Raw genomic sequence first — 13,584 nt, forward strand, 5'->3', positions numbered from 1 at the left:
GGCTTGAATCGGAGGGTTCTTACAGAAATTGTCGCACCCAGTACCGGAGCCTTGAAGTAATCCTCAGGGGCCGCATTGATTGTGGGAAGGCTGAAGAAGAGGTGTTGCTCAGCTCTCCGCCCAAGAATTCCCACTTCAAGCGTCGTTGACTCCAACCCTTGGCTGACTCCCAGGAAGGTTCCTGCCGACAAGAGAGAAGGAACAAAAAGAATACCAATACATAGAGTGATGAACAACTTACTGTGTTTCACGCTTCCTTGCCTCTTCTATGATACGTTTAGCTACTTCATCGGACTGCAACTCGGTGGTATCAATCACCAGGTCGGCGACTGATGTGTCGCTGTTGTTAATGCCATAGAGCCTGAGATAACGGGCACTGTCATTGGCATCACGCATCTTTGTCTGCTCGAGACGCTTCTCATAGGAACCGCCTTCGCGCTCGGTAATACGTCTTGCCCGCTCCTCTGTAGTGGCAGTAAGATAGATTTTCAAGTCAGCTTCCTTGAGCATCCAGATGGCCAAACGACTACCCAGCACGCAATTTTCTCTTGCAAGTGCCATCTCAACCTGTCGGCGGTCTACCTCCAGGTCATACTCATCACTCTGTTCAGCCAGCTTGCAGAACTGCCAGAAATCAATTCCCTTCTCCTCACTGAGGTTTCGGAATGTGAAGTTTATCATCTCAAAGCCCAATGCTTGGGCTACCTTGCTGGAAACCGTGGTATTCCCACAGCCGCTCTTTCCACTGATTGCTATACGCACCATTTCCCCCGTTACTCGATATTGCGGACTTGCTCGCGGATATTTTCCAATCCATCTTTCATCCTGACCACTTGGATGTTCAATTCAACCATCTGGCTCTTGCTTCCAATGGTGTTTATCTCCCGATTCATCTCCTGACAGAGAAAATCGAGGCGCTTGCCCACAGGCTCTGTCTCCTCAAGGAGAGAGAAGTACTCCTTCAAGTGGATGGAAAGACGCTTGATCTCCTCACTCACCGAATACTTGACCAGCATTACCGCAACTTCACTGAGAATACGGTTTTCATCATAGTTCTGGTCTCCCAGACTCTCCTCGAAACGACTTCTAAGGTTCGTCTTGACCAACTCTTCCAGTTCATCGGCATGACTGCTTACTACATCCAATCCCGCCTGGATAACCTCTCCCAACCTTTTCAGGTCAGCTTTGGTGGAATTACCTTCCCGTTGCTTGCTCTCTGCGAGTTGGCTGAGAGCCTCTTCCAAAGTGGAGAAAAGCAGGAGCCGATACTGCTCACTATCACTCTCGGTTACACTGGAGAGAACCCCTTCACTACCAAGATAGTCCGAGAGTTGGGGTTTTAGAGCCTTGGCAGAGAGTGCAGCGATTTGAGCAAATGCATCGGTGTATTGCTTGACAGCAGTAGGATCGACCGTAAGACGGACATCACTGACCAGATTCTTGACCCGGATGTTCACCTCAACATGACCACGTTTTGCAACGGCCTTCACCCTATTGTCGATCTCAATCTCAAAGGGAGAGAGGTAGTAAGGTATATTATGATTGATATCGAGATATCGGTTGTTGTATGACTTCAACTCGACTGCGAGTTGGAATTTCTCGCACACGGATTCAGAGAATCCGTATCCTGTCATGCTGTTCATTGGTGACTCCTTCGGATTTTGGCAATCTTCGGTCCCAAATACCGGTTATTACCAGCACCCATGGTAATACACAACCATCGCTCTTGCAACCAAGCGGCTGCAATCTCCATGGCTGCTTCATCACTTGGTGCATAGGCCACCCCATCCCCAATGGATTTCCTGAGCAGGGAGAATAATATCAAGGCAGGGTCGTCAGTATCTGAACCATCTTTTCTGGCTGATGCATAGGTACTCTGGAGGATAAGCTGGTCACTTTGTGCAAGCACTTCAGCAAATTCCTTCAACAAGGCAAAGGTCCTGCTTGCCGTATGTGCAGAGAAGATCACCAGAAGTGGATATCCTGGATAGCGAAGACGAATCTCTTCCAGGGAAGTCTTTATCTCACTGGGATGATGGGCATAGTCATCGAGGTAGATGACTTCCCCATCTCTGAACAGCTCCTCCGTCCTTCCCTTGCATCCTTGATAACTTGCAAGATGGGGCAAGAAATGGGAGGCAAGGGTGGGCAATACCTCATCAGTGATAAGTCCCTTGTCTTCTACATAGAGTTTGGGTTCGCTTCGGTCAAGCAGCATGGCAAGGGAGAGCACCAATGCTCCCACATGGTCATCCACCAGTGCTTTCGCTTTGCTGGTTACAGAAAATGACAGGTTCTTAAGCAAGGCAAGCCTATAGGTATCGGCTGTACCCTTCTCTATCCTGAAGGGCCCGTTGGAGGAAAATCCATAGTTGAGTATACTCAGATCAGGGCGTGTTTTCTCTGCATAGGAGCCAATTGCACTTGCTCCAGGATCATCACTGCAATAGATCAGGAAGCCGCCACCCTGCAGGTTGTCAACAAGGATCTCAAAGCTTCTCATGACCTGTTCCTCGGAAGAGAAATAGTCAGGATGGTCATATTCCACCGAGGTAATCAACACACCACGAAGCTTGTAGGAGTGAAAGTGGTCCTGGTACTCACACGCTTCAAAGAGTGCACACTCCCTTCCCCCTGCCATATCTTCCTGTGGGGCTCCATAGATAGCATAAAAGGGGAATCGCCCATCACATGCATGCTTGAGCAAATGGGTGGCAACCGAACAGGTGGTTGTCTTGCCGTGTGTTCCAGCAACAGCATAGCTATCCTGTTGTCTGCTGAGATAAGCAAGGTATTCTGGATAGGAATAAAGGGGGATGGAACGTTTATGCGCTTCCCGGAGAATCGGCAGCGATTCACTGTAGGCGCTGCTGAAGATTATCCCGTCTGTATCAGGAGGGAGCAATGACGCCTCAAACCCTTCATATACAACAATGCCTGCATCGTTGAGCACAGCATCACTGCTGAATATCTCGGAGGTATCGCAGCCACAGACAGAGAACCCCCAGTACTGGAGCAACAATGCCAGACTGGACATGCCGGTCCCTTTGATGCCTACCAAGAACAAGTGAGTTCCCATTTTCTGCATTACGTTCTCCAATAAAAAAAGACTGCCACGAAAGACAGTCTCAGCTTCAAGGATGGTGCCTTATTTTGAGGCTGCAGCCTTGAGGTGGGCGTTGCAAGGCTTGCAAACCTTGGCTTTTTCACCGTCAATGGTTACCTCGTAGAGCACCTTTACACCAGTTCTCTTACAAACGGGACACTCGCCTCGGCCACCTTTCACCTCTTCATTGCGAATACCACTACCTCTATGTGCTTTGGACATATACATTACTCCTTACAGGTTCAAATGTTCACTCATCTGACTATACTGGTGGTCGACGTTGCATGTCAAGTACGAACAATTACAAGCTTAGCGCAAGGGAAATTACGAAGCGAGGATTGATATCAGTGGAGGATCCCACATACCAGGCAGTAGGGTACCCATACCCAAGGCCAATCTTAAGTGTATCCAACTGTGCATCAAGTGATATGGTTTGCAATCCCCTACTGAAACTGATAGCAAGGAGATCTGAGGGGCTTGGTTTCTCCTCCTGGTATCCGAAGAGAAGGCTGACAGACCAGGTTGGCAGTAGTTGCAGTTTCATCGAGACGCCAAGACGAAGTTGGCGATCCTCATCACTTCCAATATTCAGGAAATCATAGGCCCCTTGCAATTTTACAAGATGCAACTGATTGGAGGCATCATAGGTCGGGGAACTGACAGAAAACCCCCAGTCCAGGGTCTTGAGTACTGAGTCACCGCTGATAATAAGGGTATCATCAGCTCGGGCATAGGCAAACTGATTGCTTACCACACCCATCTTGAACCACTGGTAATCGAGCAGCAATCCCATGCCGAAAGCAACATTGGAACTGTTGTTCAGGGATTCATAACGCCCGATGGAGGTCTCTACAATATAGTCAAGAAATGTTCTGTCATCCCTGATCTCTATCATCGCTCGATCACTCTCTGCGGTAGCTCGTACAGATACCCCAAAATAGAATGGAGCCCTACCGGTAGCCCAATCAAACTGGAACATCGTAATCTTGTGGCCATTGTATCTGGTTTGCGGAGAGTCAATCTGTCTATCCAGCAAGCTGTTACGATTCTGGACAGTGAATGCGAGACTACCTGCACTGAAACTGACGGTCCAGTCGGCTATAGGCTGCACCAGCCTTGGATTCGGTTCATTGTTCACCAGGTAGGAGGTCTCTATCTGGTCCTGATAGCGCAAGGAGGCAAGCAGATGAGTATCCTCCCGCCCAGGAAGTGCCAGCAATGCGGGATTTGCAACAAAAGAGTCTGATTCATAGTCCAGTGCAAGACCTGCACTTCCCATACCCCAGGAAGCAGTCGATGCAAAATCCAAGGGGAATGCTTGTAGGAAAGTGAGAGGCAGTATTGCCAGCACTCCAGCCAATATCCATCGTCTCATCAGATCGTTTGCTCCTTCCTTTTCAGCATAGCAAAAAAAACAGAAGAAGGACACCAATACTTGCTGAACCTTTCTATTGTGGTTATACCCACACTGCTGTTACCATAGAGACATGAAAACGTTACGGACACTTTTAAACGCCATCGGTATCAACGATACGAGCGTTCCCGATACACAGACCATCGATCAAATTTGCCAACACTCAGGGATGTGCAAACCTCACTCAGTATTCTTTGCCTTCCGTGGCCTCAGAACTGATGGAAGCAACTATATTAACGACGCAATAGACAATGGTGCTGTATGTATCATTGCAGAGGAAACAAACCTACGCCCTAGGCTCCCTGCCTCTGTTCACTACTATACGGCAAAACACCCTCATACAGCGTTTGCACTGATGTGTTCTGCATTCTATGATTATCCACAGAAGAAACTGAGCATCATTGGAGTAAGTGGCACGGATGGGAAAAGCACCACCAGCGACTACCTCTACCAGATACTACAGAGGCAAGGAATAAAGACAGGTTTGTTGACCACCGTCAATATGGATGATGGGTCAGGAAAGCAAGATTCCCCCTTCCGCCAGAGCACACCGGAGGCAGACCAACTACAGGAGTTCCTGTATCGATGTACCCAGAGTGAAGTAACCCACGTGGTTTTGGAGTGCACAAGCCATGCACTGAGCAAGACCTTTGACCGGCTTGGGGGTATTGAATTCAGCGCTGCCATCATCACCAAGGTAACGAGTGAACATCTTGAATTCCACCACAGCCTGGAGGAGTACACCAATGCAAAGGTCAACCTGGTCCGGGCACTCAAGGAGAACGGAATATTGGTGAGCAGTACCGACAATGCCAGGATCAGCGCATTTACCGAAGCTCTCTCCCCTACCCAAAAGGCAATCATCCTTGGCCAGGATGTGCCAATGCGGATAGAATTCATGGGATACCAGGGAGTGGTGGTGGAAATCTTGGGAAAAAGAGTCCATACACCATTGCTGCTTCCCAGCCTGGCAACCAACTCACTGCTTGCAGTGTTCTGTGCTGCACATCTTGTAGGAAAGCCTGCTGAGGACCTGCTTGACCTTATCGAACTCATTGAACCGGTCAAGGGAAGAATGCAACTGATCGAGAACACCCTTGGGGTACGTGCAATCATCGATTTTGCCCACACTGAAGATGCATATGAAGGTATCTTCTTCTTTGCAAAACGAACCAGTGAGGGAGGTGACCTGATTGCTGTATTTGGTTCAGCAGGTGAACGAGATACTACCAAACGGTCCCCTATGGGAAAGATTGCAAACAGGTACTGCTCAACCATTATCCTTACCGAGGAGGACCCTAGGTATGAAGGGAACCAAGCAATCTTCAGCGACCTTCGTTTCCTGATGCAAAATCCCTCCTGTACCGTTCTCGAAATTGAGAATCGCAGGGAAGCAATCCGTAAAGCAGTTTCCCTTGCTCAAACAGGAGATACCCTGCTCTTCTTGGGAAAAGGACACGAGAAGACCATCGAGAGAGATTCGGAAAAAATCCCCTGGGATGAAATTACTGAAGTAAAGAATGCATTGAGAGCCGAGGAGCAGAGAAGACAATGCAAGTAGCATTACTCTATGGGGGACGTTCAGCAGAGCATGAGGTCTCCATCAACAGTGCATTCACGATTCATCAAGCGCTTCTCCGTGCTGGTTATTCGGTCCATTTGATAGCCATCACCATCCAAGGTGGATGGTTCCTGCAACAAACGCTGAATAGTGAATTTGATACAACCCAACCACTGAATCTTAGGCCAGGTTTGGGTATATACCACGGAGAAGAGAAGCTCCAGATCAGGGCAGCCTTTGCAACCACCCATGGCTACCAGGGAGAGGATGGAAACCTACAAGGAACTTGCCTGCTCTGCAATATACCGCTTTGTGGGTGTGATACGCTCAGTAGTGCAATCGGTATGCATAAGGCCATCGCCTCAACCCTGTTTTCGGCTCATGGCATCCCGACAGTTCCCTCTTCCACCATTGACTGCTACCAGATGACAACACTCAACCGCGATCTGTTCCAAACCATCTGTGCCACTCACGGCCAGGACCTGTTCATCAAACCAGAGAATGCAGGATCGTCGGTGGGTGTGAGAGCGCTGATCAATGCGACATATCACGATTTTCTGGAAGCTGTCGAGGATGCAGGAAGATACAGTGAGCGGGTGCTGGTGCAGCAATACATGAAGTCCATCGTCGAGGTAGAGTGCGCCATACTGAGAACAGAGGACGGTACCCTGCATGTTGCAGGACCGGGAAGTGTCATAGACCCGGCAAGAGAGCAAGAAGGGTTCTTGAGCTATGCCCATAAGTATGGGCAGGTCGATACAGCGCATATCCGCGTTCCTTCTGGATTGCCACCTTCCATGGAGAACCGAATCAGGGAGTATGCACGTACTGCGTTCTTGGCGATCAAAGCCGATGGGTATGCGAGGGTTGATTTCTTCGTCCAAGGAGAATCCATCTACCTGAATGAGATCAATACCAGCCCGGGCATGACTGCGCTTAGTCACTACCCTGTCTTGATGGCTTCGATCGGATTTGATCTACCGAGCGTGGTCACCAGCCTGATAAACCACGCAATACAACGAAACAGAGAGGAGCGAGGGCGTTGTTTCACACCGCCAAAACAATGAGTGACTTGGAACCTGTCATATTTCATGTAGATATGGATGCCTTCTATGCAGCGATTGAGGTGCTCGACAACCCTGCCTACGCTGGCACTTGCCTGCTCATCGGAGGCAACAGTTCCAGAGGAGTGGTTGCCACTGCAAGCTATGAGGCAAGAAAGTATGGCATCCACTCCGCCATGCCAATGGCACAGGCACGCCGTCTTTGTCCCCATGCAGTAGTGGTAAAGCCTAGAATGGAGCGCTACAACCAAGTCAGTTTACAAGTCATGGATATCCTTAAGGAGTTCTCCTCTGATCTGCAACAGATATCGATCGATGAAGCCTTCCTTGATATGACGGGAACAAGAAGATTGTTTGGCATTCCCCGTCAGGCAGGAATATTGCTGAAAGAACGTGTCAAGAAGGAGACAGGGCTGACCATTTCTGTGGGGATTGGTCCCAGCCGATTCATTGCAAAAATGGCAAGTGACTATGATAAGCCAGACGGACTATGCAGGGTATCCCAAGGCAAGGAGATTGCCTTTATCGATGCAGTGGGTCTGCAAAAACTCTGGGGTGTGGGAAAGGTCACCCAAGCACTGCTTGCAAAGCACCACATCAGAACAACCGAAGAACTACGCTCTTTTACCATGGACTCACTACAATCACTGTTCGGGAAAAGCATGGGACACTTTCTCTATCTTGCATGCAGAGGCATTGATCCTGGAATCTTCTCTGGTGAATCGAAAAGTCATTCCATTTCTACTGAGACAACCTTTGAGAGCGATGTCTCCTCTCTTTCCATCCTGGAACAGACCCTGCTATCCATGAGTCATGAGGTGATGTTCCGGGCATTGGAAGAGAAAAAAATCGGCCGGACCGTAGGAATCAAGGTAAGACTACCTGATTTTACTACATACACCCTTCAGATCACCCCACAGGGTACCATCTACAGTGCTGAACAGATTTATCATCTGACAAAACAGCTCCTGTTGCAGAAATGGCATGACGGCACCCCTATCAGATTGATAGGGGTTGGGTTATATCAGCTCTATGAAGGCAGCCGTCCTCTGCAGGAAGAACTTTTCGAGGATCCATATCAAAAAAAGCGAAAGATTGAGCAGGTGGTGCTTGCCTTGCAGAAACAGGGCAAGCAGGTATTCAAAGCCAAGAACCTCGAAACAACTACTCCATCAGAGCAGTAAGTTCCTGAACACTACGCTTGCGCTTGAAAAGCGGGGTATCCTCTTCCTGATAAGCGGGATGCATCTCTGTGAGGGATGGTTGTTCCTCAGGATTTTTATACAAGACACCCAAGGGGTACGGGTCACTCTCCATCGACTTTGCTAGTGACTGCAACTTGTCTGAGGCATCCCAATCATCACTCTGGACATAGCTGTGTTCCTTATACCAGGCGAAGGTATTCACCTTGTTGAAGGATACACAGGGATCAAAGATATCAACCAAGGCATACCCCTTGTGGGCAATGGCTTGCTTGATCACCTCCTTGGTCAGCTCACGGTTTCCTACAAAGGTACGGGCAACAAACCCAGCTCCCAAGGTGATGGCAAGTGCCAATGGGTTCAAGGGCTCCAGAATGACCCCTTCAGTCTGCAGAGGTGTCTTGAATCCCCTCTGGCTGGTAGGACTTGCCTGGCCTTTGGTCAAACCATACACCATGTTGTTATGTACCAAATGCACAATGTTTGGGTTTCTTCTAACAGTGTGGATGAAGTGGTTCCCCCCTTCTCCGTACATGTCTCCATCCCCACCCTCTGCTATCACCAACAGCTCAGGGTTGGTGAGTGAAATTGCCGTTGCCACCGGAAGCGCTCTTCCATGCAGACCATTGAAGAATGAGGTATTCACATACTGCGGCATCTTGGCTGCCTGACCGATCCCGCTGGAGATGACAACGTTTGTAGGATCAACATCCAACTCATCAAGGGTTTCCTTGAGCAGTTGAAGTAATAAGAAGTTTCCACAACCAGGACACCAAGCAATATCATTGTTCAGATCAAATCGGGTTTGTTTCATGCCAAGACCTCCCCAATACGTTCGACCAACTGCTCAACGCTGAAAGGACTCCCGTTGTACTGCAGGATGGTCGTATCAAAGGTTATTCCCAATTCCCTTCTGATCAACTGACCGAATTGGGCTGAAGCATTGTTCTCCACAAGAATCAGGTGTTTTGCTGAATCCAATAGTTCTTTTGTTCGGGAAGGGAGTGGATGGACCTGAGGAAAGAAAGCAAAAGCAAGGTTATCATCACCGAGCTCTTCAACAGCCTCCTTGATTGCACCATAGGTCGATCCCCACCCCACCACCAAGGTATCGGAGTTCTCATCGCCAATGATTCTTGGTTCAATATCCTGGTAGGCAGAGAGTTTTCTCATTCTCTTGTCCATCATAGTTTGGCGAACAGCGGCACTCTCAGTTATTCGTCCATCTTCAGTATGCTCATCACTATCAACACAGACAAAGCCTTTTCCCTGACCTGGTATTGCTCGTTCGGAGATGCCTGAATCGGTTATCTTGTAGCGCTTGTAAGTGGATTCACTCCTGACTACATGATTCGTCCTTTCCAACTTGGAGAAATCTACCTTCTCCATGATCCCTTCGCCATCCAGATAGTACTGATCAGTCAAGACGAAGACCGGAATCTGATAGGCATCAGCAATTTCAAAGGCTTTATGGGTGAGCAACACCCCATCCTCCCAGGTACCCGGGGCAAGTATGACACGGGGGAAATCTCCGTGTCCGGAGTAGAGTGCGAGATTCAAATCACCTTGCTCTGTACGTGTCGGCAATCCTGTTCCCGGCCCTGGGCGCTGTGCAAGATGAACAACCACAGGGGTCTCGGTAATACCTGAAAGACTGATACCTTCACTCATCAAGGCAAACCCTCCTCCACTGGTGGTAACCATAGCCCTTGCTCCTGCATACCACGCGCCGAGAGCCATATTGATGGCGGCAATTTCATCTTCTGCCTGCTCCACCAACACAGAGTGTGAGCGCTCATGGGACGCAAGATAAACCATAACACTGGTTGCTGGTGACATTGGATAGGAAGCAAGAAAGTTGCAGCCTCCACTGAGGGCTCCGATTCCGATGGTTTCAAATCCCTTGATGGCCTTCATCGTGGTAACAGTTTCATCGCGTTTTACCGAGAAGTGATAATCACTCTTCTCAGCTGCCCCCTTTCCGAAATCGAAAGCCTTGATGTTGTTCTTAACGATATCCTCTCCCTTCCTGGAAAACTGTTCGGAAAGCAAGGAATGTGCAATGCTCTCGTCACATGAGAAGAGTGTGCTCAACACTCCGATAAAGAAGGTATTGGTGTAAAGTTGACTCCCGAGTTTCTCCATCTGCTCCTTGACATTCACCGCATACAAGCGGGCGTCTGTCTTTTGTGCTGTGATGTAGTCCTCTTCACCAATGATAAGCGTATCCCCATCAATGCGATCAAGCAATCGGTCCAGACCATCCTTACTTAGAACGATCAGTACATCAATACGGCCAACAAAGGCCTGTACAGGTTTTGGTGCAATCCTGATCTCAGAGGTATTGTTCCCTCCACGGACACGACTCATGAGTTCCTTTGCAATAAATGCATGGTACCCACTTTTTTGCAACAAGGAGATAAACAAGGACTCGATGGTCTGGAGCCCTTGGCCAGCTTCTGCGGAAAGGACAATACTGTATGATTGTCGTTCCATATAGACCTCCTTTTCTGTGAGTTAGCAACCATTACAATTCCTAGCTCTTTACTTTGCTTTTGTATTTCTTTATCTTATCATAGTATTGAAAAAACACAATTGGTAAGGAGCAACGCTCTTGGTTAGAAATAAGGTACTACGTCTCATACTGGCTTTCTTTGGAATCATCTCAGTAGTCCTGGGAGGTATAGGTGTATTTTTACCGGTACTTCCTACCACTCCATTTGTACTGCTCGCAGGACTTCTCTTCTCTTTTTCCAGTGAACGTCTCGGAGGCTGGTTGGAACAGAACAGGATATTGGGTCCTTACCTGAAGCATTATCGAAAAGGGACAGGAATTCCGAAAAAAGCAAAGGTCAAGGCACTTATAACGCTATGGATTGGTATGGGGATCACTTTTTACCTTGTAGGAAAGCTTCCCTTGATCATCATGCTTGCAACCATTGCCACCATTGTCAGCATCCATATCATAACCATCAAACCAAAACACGTTGAGGTAGCGAACTAGACTGAGTATTCCTTATTCCTGGTAAGCAACACCAGAATGGTGATGCTGGAGACAAGCAAGACCAAAATGCTTCCTTGCAGGAGGGGCATCCACTGCAATCCCACATAAGACCCAACCAACCCAAACAGTGGAGGGGTGACCGTACTTCCAATATAGGCACTGGCCATCTGTAGGCCAATGATTCGCTGGCTCAACTCAGGTCCAAAACTTCGTGGGGTTTGGTGAATCAGGCTCGGGAATATGGGAGCACATCCCAAACCAAGCAACAAGAGGGAGAGTCCGGCAAAGATCAGGGAGGCAAAGAACAAGGCAATAATGCTGACAAGGCAGAGAAACAATCCCAGAAAAATCATACGGATATTACTCAATCGGTAACTGATGAAACCGCTTGCCATTCTTCCCACAGTTATCCCAAGGAAGAACAGAGAACCATAGAAGGCAGCATCGGATGGAAGCAACTGCTTCACCTGGACCAGATAACTAACCGCCCATAGTCCCGTGGAAATTTCCAATGCACAGTAGAAAAAGAAAGAGAGCAGGGCAAAGGGAAGTGCCTTATGACGAAGAGACCCCTTCTGATGGACTGCATGATGCTCTCCTTCCCTTTTCCCCTTGGGATCTACCCAGAGGGACAGAGAAGCTATCAACGCAAATACCAGGAGTGTTTGCATCAGGGTGAGTATCCGATACCCGCTTCGATACCCAAGCTGCAAGGAGAGGGCAAGTCCCATGACTGCAGGGCCTGCACTTGCTCCCAAGCCCCAAAAGGAGTGCAACCAGTTCATATGGCGCGCTTCATAGTGCAGTGCAACATAGTTGTTGAGCGCTGAGTCAACTGAACCAGCACCCAACCCAAGGGGAACTGCCCACAGCATGAGTATAGGAAGCGATGAGGCAAAGGAGAATCCCAAGAGAGCAACAGCTGTCATCGTTACACTGACGAGGGTCACCTTTCCCGTCCCAAATCGACTGGTCATCCGATAACTCATAAGAGCTGAGACCACCGTGCCGATGGAAGATGTCGCCCCAATAAGTCCAGCACTCCAGAAGGGAAGATCGAGTGATTGTTGCATGACCGGCCAGATGCTGCCCAATACACCATCAGGCAATCCAAGGCTGATGAAGGCAAGATAGATAACCACTAAAAGAGTCATATCAAGCAGCTCCCCATGTAAGGAAATAGACCGTTACCAGGACCGCAAGAGCAACACGGTAATAGCCAAAGGCAGAGAAGTCATGACGACGGACATAAGCAACCAATGCCTTGATACAAAGCAGGGATACAAGGAAGGAGGCAATAAAAGCGATACCTATCAGGAGATACTCCTCTGTGCTGTAACTGAGTCCCAACTTGATCAATTTCAGGAGGGAGGCTCCTGCCATGACCGGTATAGCCATAAAGAATGAGAATTTTGCAGCCACCGACCGTTCCATCCCGATGATGATCCCGCCAAGTATGGTGGAACCACTTCTGCTGGTTCCCGGGATCAGGGCAAGCATCTGGAAGAGTCCAAGGGATAATGCATCACGGTAGGTAATTTCGGAAAGCTCCTTTACACGGTGCTCCCTTTTACCCCACTTTCCTTTCTCAAGCACAATATAGAGCAAACCGTAGGCAAAGAGTGCAATGGCAACCACTTCCCACCGATAAAGGTAGGTATCCATCAGATCATCGATCAAGATTCCTATCACTCCAGCAGGAATCGTGGCAATGATTACTTTCAACCAGAGAATATAGGTCTCAGTCTTCTGTTTGGCATCCTTACCCTTGGTGAAGGGGTTCAACGTTGAGAAATACAGGATAATCACGGCAAGTATTGATGCAAGCTGGATGATGACAAAGAAGAGTTCTCTTGCGTCCTCGCCCAAACTGAGATGAATCACTTCATCCAAAAGCAATAGATGTCCCGTTGAGCTGATGGGAAGCCATTCAGTAATCCCCTGTACAATTCCCAAAAGCAATGATTTCAAACCTTCCTGAAACATATACCCCTCCAACCTTGAGCAAGTCTAAAGCAAACGGTTCTGCTTTACAAGATTGGTTATTCGTCCATGCATAAGTTCCCCCACCTTGTGTTGATTCCCTGCAAATGATAGATTTGCCGTGTAAGGGAGAGGAGCATGGCACTGCATATTGTCCTGTTTGAGCCAGAGATACCACAAAATACCGGAAATATTGCACGGACATGTGCAGCCGTTGGTGCAACCTTGCACTTGGTGCATCCTCTTGGAT

15 protein-coding genes are annotated in these 13,584 nt (G+C 48.6%); 5 read left to right on the forward strand and 10 right to left on the reverse strand.

The window, feature by feature from the left end; all coding sequences use genetic code 11:
* From JF818_RS01315 to JF818_RS01340, 6 genes are all read right to left on the reverse strand, one after another.
* Positions 1-251 (reverse strand): hypothetical protein (locus JF818_RS01315; protein WP_198890191.1); only part of this gene is annotated, 251 nt, incomplete at its 3' end.
* Entirely contained in the window at positions 238-762 is a 525-nt protein-coding gene (cmk, locus tag JF818_RS01320) for a (d)CMP kinase (protein WP_198890204.1), read from the reverse strand. The genes JF818_RS01315 and cmk, both read right to left, overlap by 14 nt.
* A gap of 11 nt (positions 763-773) precedes the next feature.
* On the reverse strand, positions 774-1,643 hold the full coding sequence (locus JF818_RS01325; RefSeq protein ID WP_198890192.1) for a YicC/YloC family endoribonuclease: 870 nt from the start codon (positions 1,641-1,643) through the stop codon (positions 774-776).
* On the reverse strand, positions 1,640-3,088 hold the full coding sequence (gene murC / locus JF818_RS01330; RefSeq protein WP_198890193.1) for a UDP-N-acetylmuramate--L-alanine ligase: 1,449 nt from the start codon (positions 3,086-3,088) through the stop codon (positions 1,640-1,642). The genes JF818_RS01325 and murC overlap by 4 nt, the downstream gene beginning before the upstream one ends.
* 60 nt (positions 3,089-3,148) lie before the next feature.
* Positions 3,149-3,328, reverse strand: a complete 180-nt coding sequence (locus JF818_RS01335; RefSeq protein WP_198890194.1) for a hypothetical protein — start codon at positions 3,326-3,328, stop codon at positions 3,149-3,151.
* Positions 3,329-3,407: 79 nt separating this feature from the next.
* Complete coding sequence (locus tag JF818_RS01340) at positions 3,408-4,481, reverse strand: hypothetical protein (protein ID WP_198890195.1); 1,074 nt, start codon at positions 4,479-4,481, stop codon at positions 3,408-3,410.
* Positions 4,482-4,593: 112 nt separating this feature from the next.
* Here JF818_RS01340 and JF818_RS01345 point away from each other — a divergent pair, with 112 nt between their 5' ends.
* The 3 genes from JF818_RS01345 to dinB are packed head-to-tail and all read left to right on the forward strand — an operon-like array spanning position 4,594 to position 8,329.
* A complete protein-coding gene (locus tag JF818_RS01345) occupies positions 4,594-6,081 on the forward strand; it encodes a Mur ligase family protein (protein WP_198890196.1) in 1,488 nt (495 codons plus the stop codon).
* Complete coding sequence (locus tag JF818_RS01350; protein WP_198890197.1) at positions 6,072-7,148, forward strand: D-alanine--D-alanine ligase; 1,077 nt, start codon at positions 6,072-6,074, stop codon at positions 7,146-7,148. Before JF818_RS01345 ends, JF818_RS01350 begins: the two co-directional genes overlap by 10 nt.
* Positions 7,145-8,329 carry a DNA polymerase IV gene (gene dinB / locus JF818_RS01355; RefSeq protein WP_198890198.1) on the forward strand — a complete coding sequence of 395 codons (1,185 nt, stop codon included), beginning with the start codon at positions 7,145-7,147 and terminating at the stop codon, positions 8,327-8,329. The genes JF818_RS01350 and dinB overlap by 4 nt, the downstream gene beginning before the upstream one ends.
* Here dinB and JF818_RS01360 read toward each other — a convergent pair.
* Positions 8,310-9,161 (reverse strand): thiamine pyrophosphate-dependent enzyme, encoded by an 852-nt coding sequence (locus JF818_RS01360; RefSeq protein WP_198890199.1) that lies wholly within the window; start codon positions 9,159-9,161, stop codon positions 8,310-8,312. The two genes, dinB and JF818_RS01360, sit on opposite strands and share 20 nt — an antisense overlap.
* Complete coding sequence (locus tag JF818_RS01365) at positions 9,158-10,843, reverse strand: 2-oxoacid:acceptor oxidoreductase subunit alpha (protein ID WP_198890200.1); 1,686 nt, start codon at positions 10,841-10,843, stop codon at positions 9,158-9,160. Before JF818_RS01365 ends, JF818_RS01360 begins: the two co-directional genes overlap by 4 nt.
* Positions 10,844-10,961: 118 nt before the next feature.
* Between JF818_RS01365 and JF818_RS01370 the strand changes: the two genes are divergently transcribed.
* Entirely contained in the window at positions 10,962-11,351 is a 390-nt protein-coding gene (locus JF818_RS01370) for a YbaN family protein (RefSeq protein ID WP_198890201.1), read from the forward strand.
* On the opposite strand, the gene JF818_RS01375 is transcribed toward JF818_RS01370, so the two are convergent.
* On the reverse strand, positions 11,348-12,505 hold the full coding sequence (locus tag JF818_RS01375; RefSeq protein ID WP_198890202.1) for a sugar MFS transporter: 1,158 nt from the start codon (positions 12,503-12,505) through the stop codon (positions 11,348-11,350). The two genes, JF818_RS01370 and JF818_RS01375, sit on opposite strands and share 4 nt — an antisense overlap.
* 1 nt (position 12,506) lies before the next feature.
* Complete coding sequence (locus tag JF818_RS01380; RefSeq protein WP_198890203.1) at positions 12,507-13,337, reverse strand: undecaprenyl-diphosphate phosphatase; 831 nt, start codon at positions 13,335-13,337, stop codon at positions 12,507-12,509.
* A 135-nt stretch (positions 13,338-13,472) separates the two neighbouring features.
* Between JF818_RS01380 and JF818_RS01385 the strand changes: the two genes are divergently transcribed.
* On the forward strand, positions 13,473-13,584 hold a 112-nt coding region (locus JF818_RS01385; protein ID WP_304944998.1), incomplete at its 3' end, for a tRNA (cytidine(34)-2'-O)-methyltransferase.

This window comes from Sphaerochaeta sp. S2 (assembly GCF_016406725.1).
Classification (GTDB): domain Bacteria; phylum Spirochaetota; class Spirochaetia; order Sphaerochaetales; family Sphaerochaetaceae; genus Sphaerochaeta.

Bases quoted from the DNA above. Each gene is read 5' to 3' on its own strand.
- JF818_RS01325 (WP_198890192.1), bottom strand. From the start codon at position 1,643: ATGAACAGCATGACAGGATACGGATTCTCTGAATCCGTGTGCGAGAAA.
- JF818_RS01350 (WP_198890197.1), top strand. From the start codon at position 6,072: ATGCAAGTAGCATTACTCTATGGGGGACGTTCAGCAGAGCATGAGGTC.
- murC (WP_198890193.1), bottom strand. From the start codon at position 3,088: ATGCAGAAAATGGGAACTCACTTGTTCTTGGTAGGCATCAAAGGGACC.
- dinB (WP_198890198.1), top strand. From the start codon at position 7,145: ATGAGTGACTTGGAACCTGTCATATTTCATGTAGATATGGATGCCTTC.
- JF818_RS01345 (WP_198890196.1), top strand. From the start codon at position 4,594: ATGAAAACGTTACGGACACTTTTAAACGCCATCGGTATCAACGATACG.
- JF818_RS01365 (WP_198890200.1), bottom strand. From the start codon at position 10,843: ATGGAACGACAATCATACAGTATTGTCCTTTCCGCAGAAGCTGGCCAA.
- JF818_RS01340 (WP_198890195.1), bottom strand. From the start codon at position 4,481: ATGAGACGATGGATATTGGCTGGAGTGCTGGCAATACTGCCTCTCACT.
- JF818_RS01335 (WP_198890194.1), bottom strand. From the start codon at position 3,328: ATGTCCAAAGCACATAGAGGTAGTGGTATTCGCAATGAAGAGGTGAAA.
- JF818_RS01380 (WP_198890203.1), bottom strand. From the start codon at position 13,337: ATGTTTCAGGAAGGTTTGAAATCATTGCTTTTGGGAATTGTACAGGGG.
- JF818_RS01360 (WP_198890199.1), bottom strand. From the start codon at position 9,161: ATGAAACAAACCCGATTTGATCTGAACAATGATATTGCTTGGTGTCCT.
- JF818_RS01375 (WP_198890202.1), bottom strand. From the start codon at position 12,505: ATGACTCTTTTAGTGGTTATCTATCTTGCCTTCATCAGCCTTGGATTG.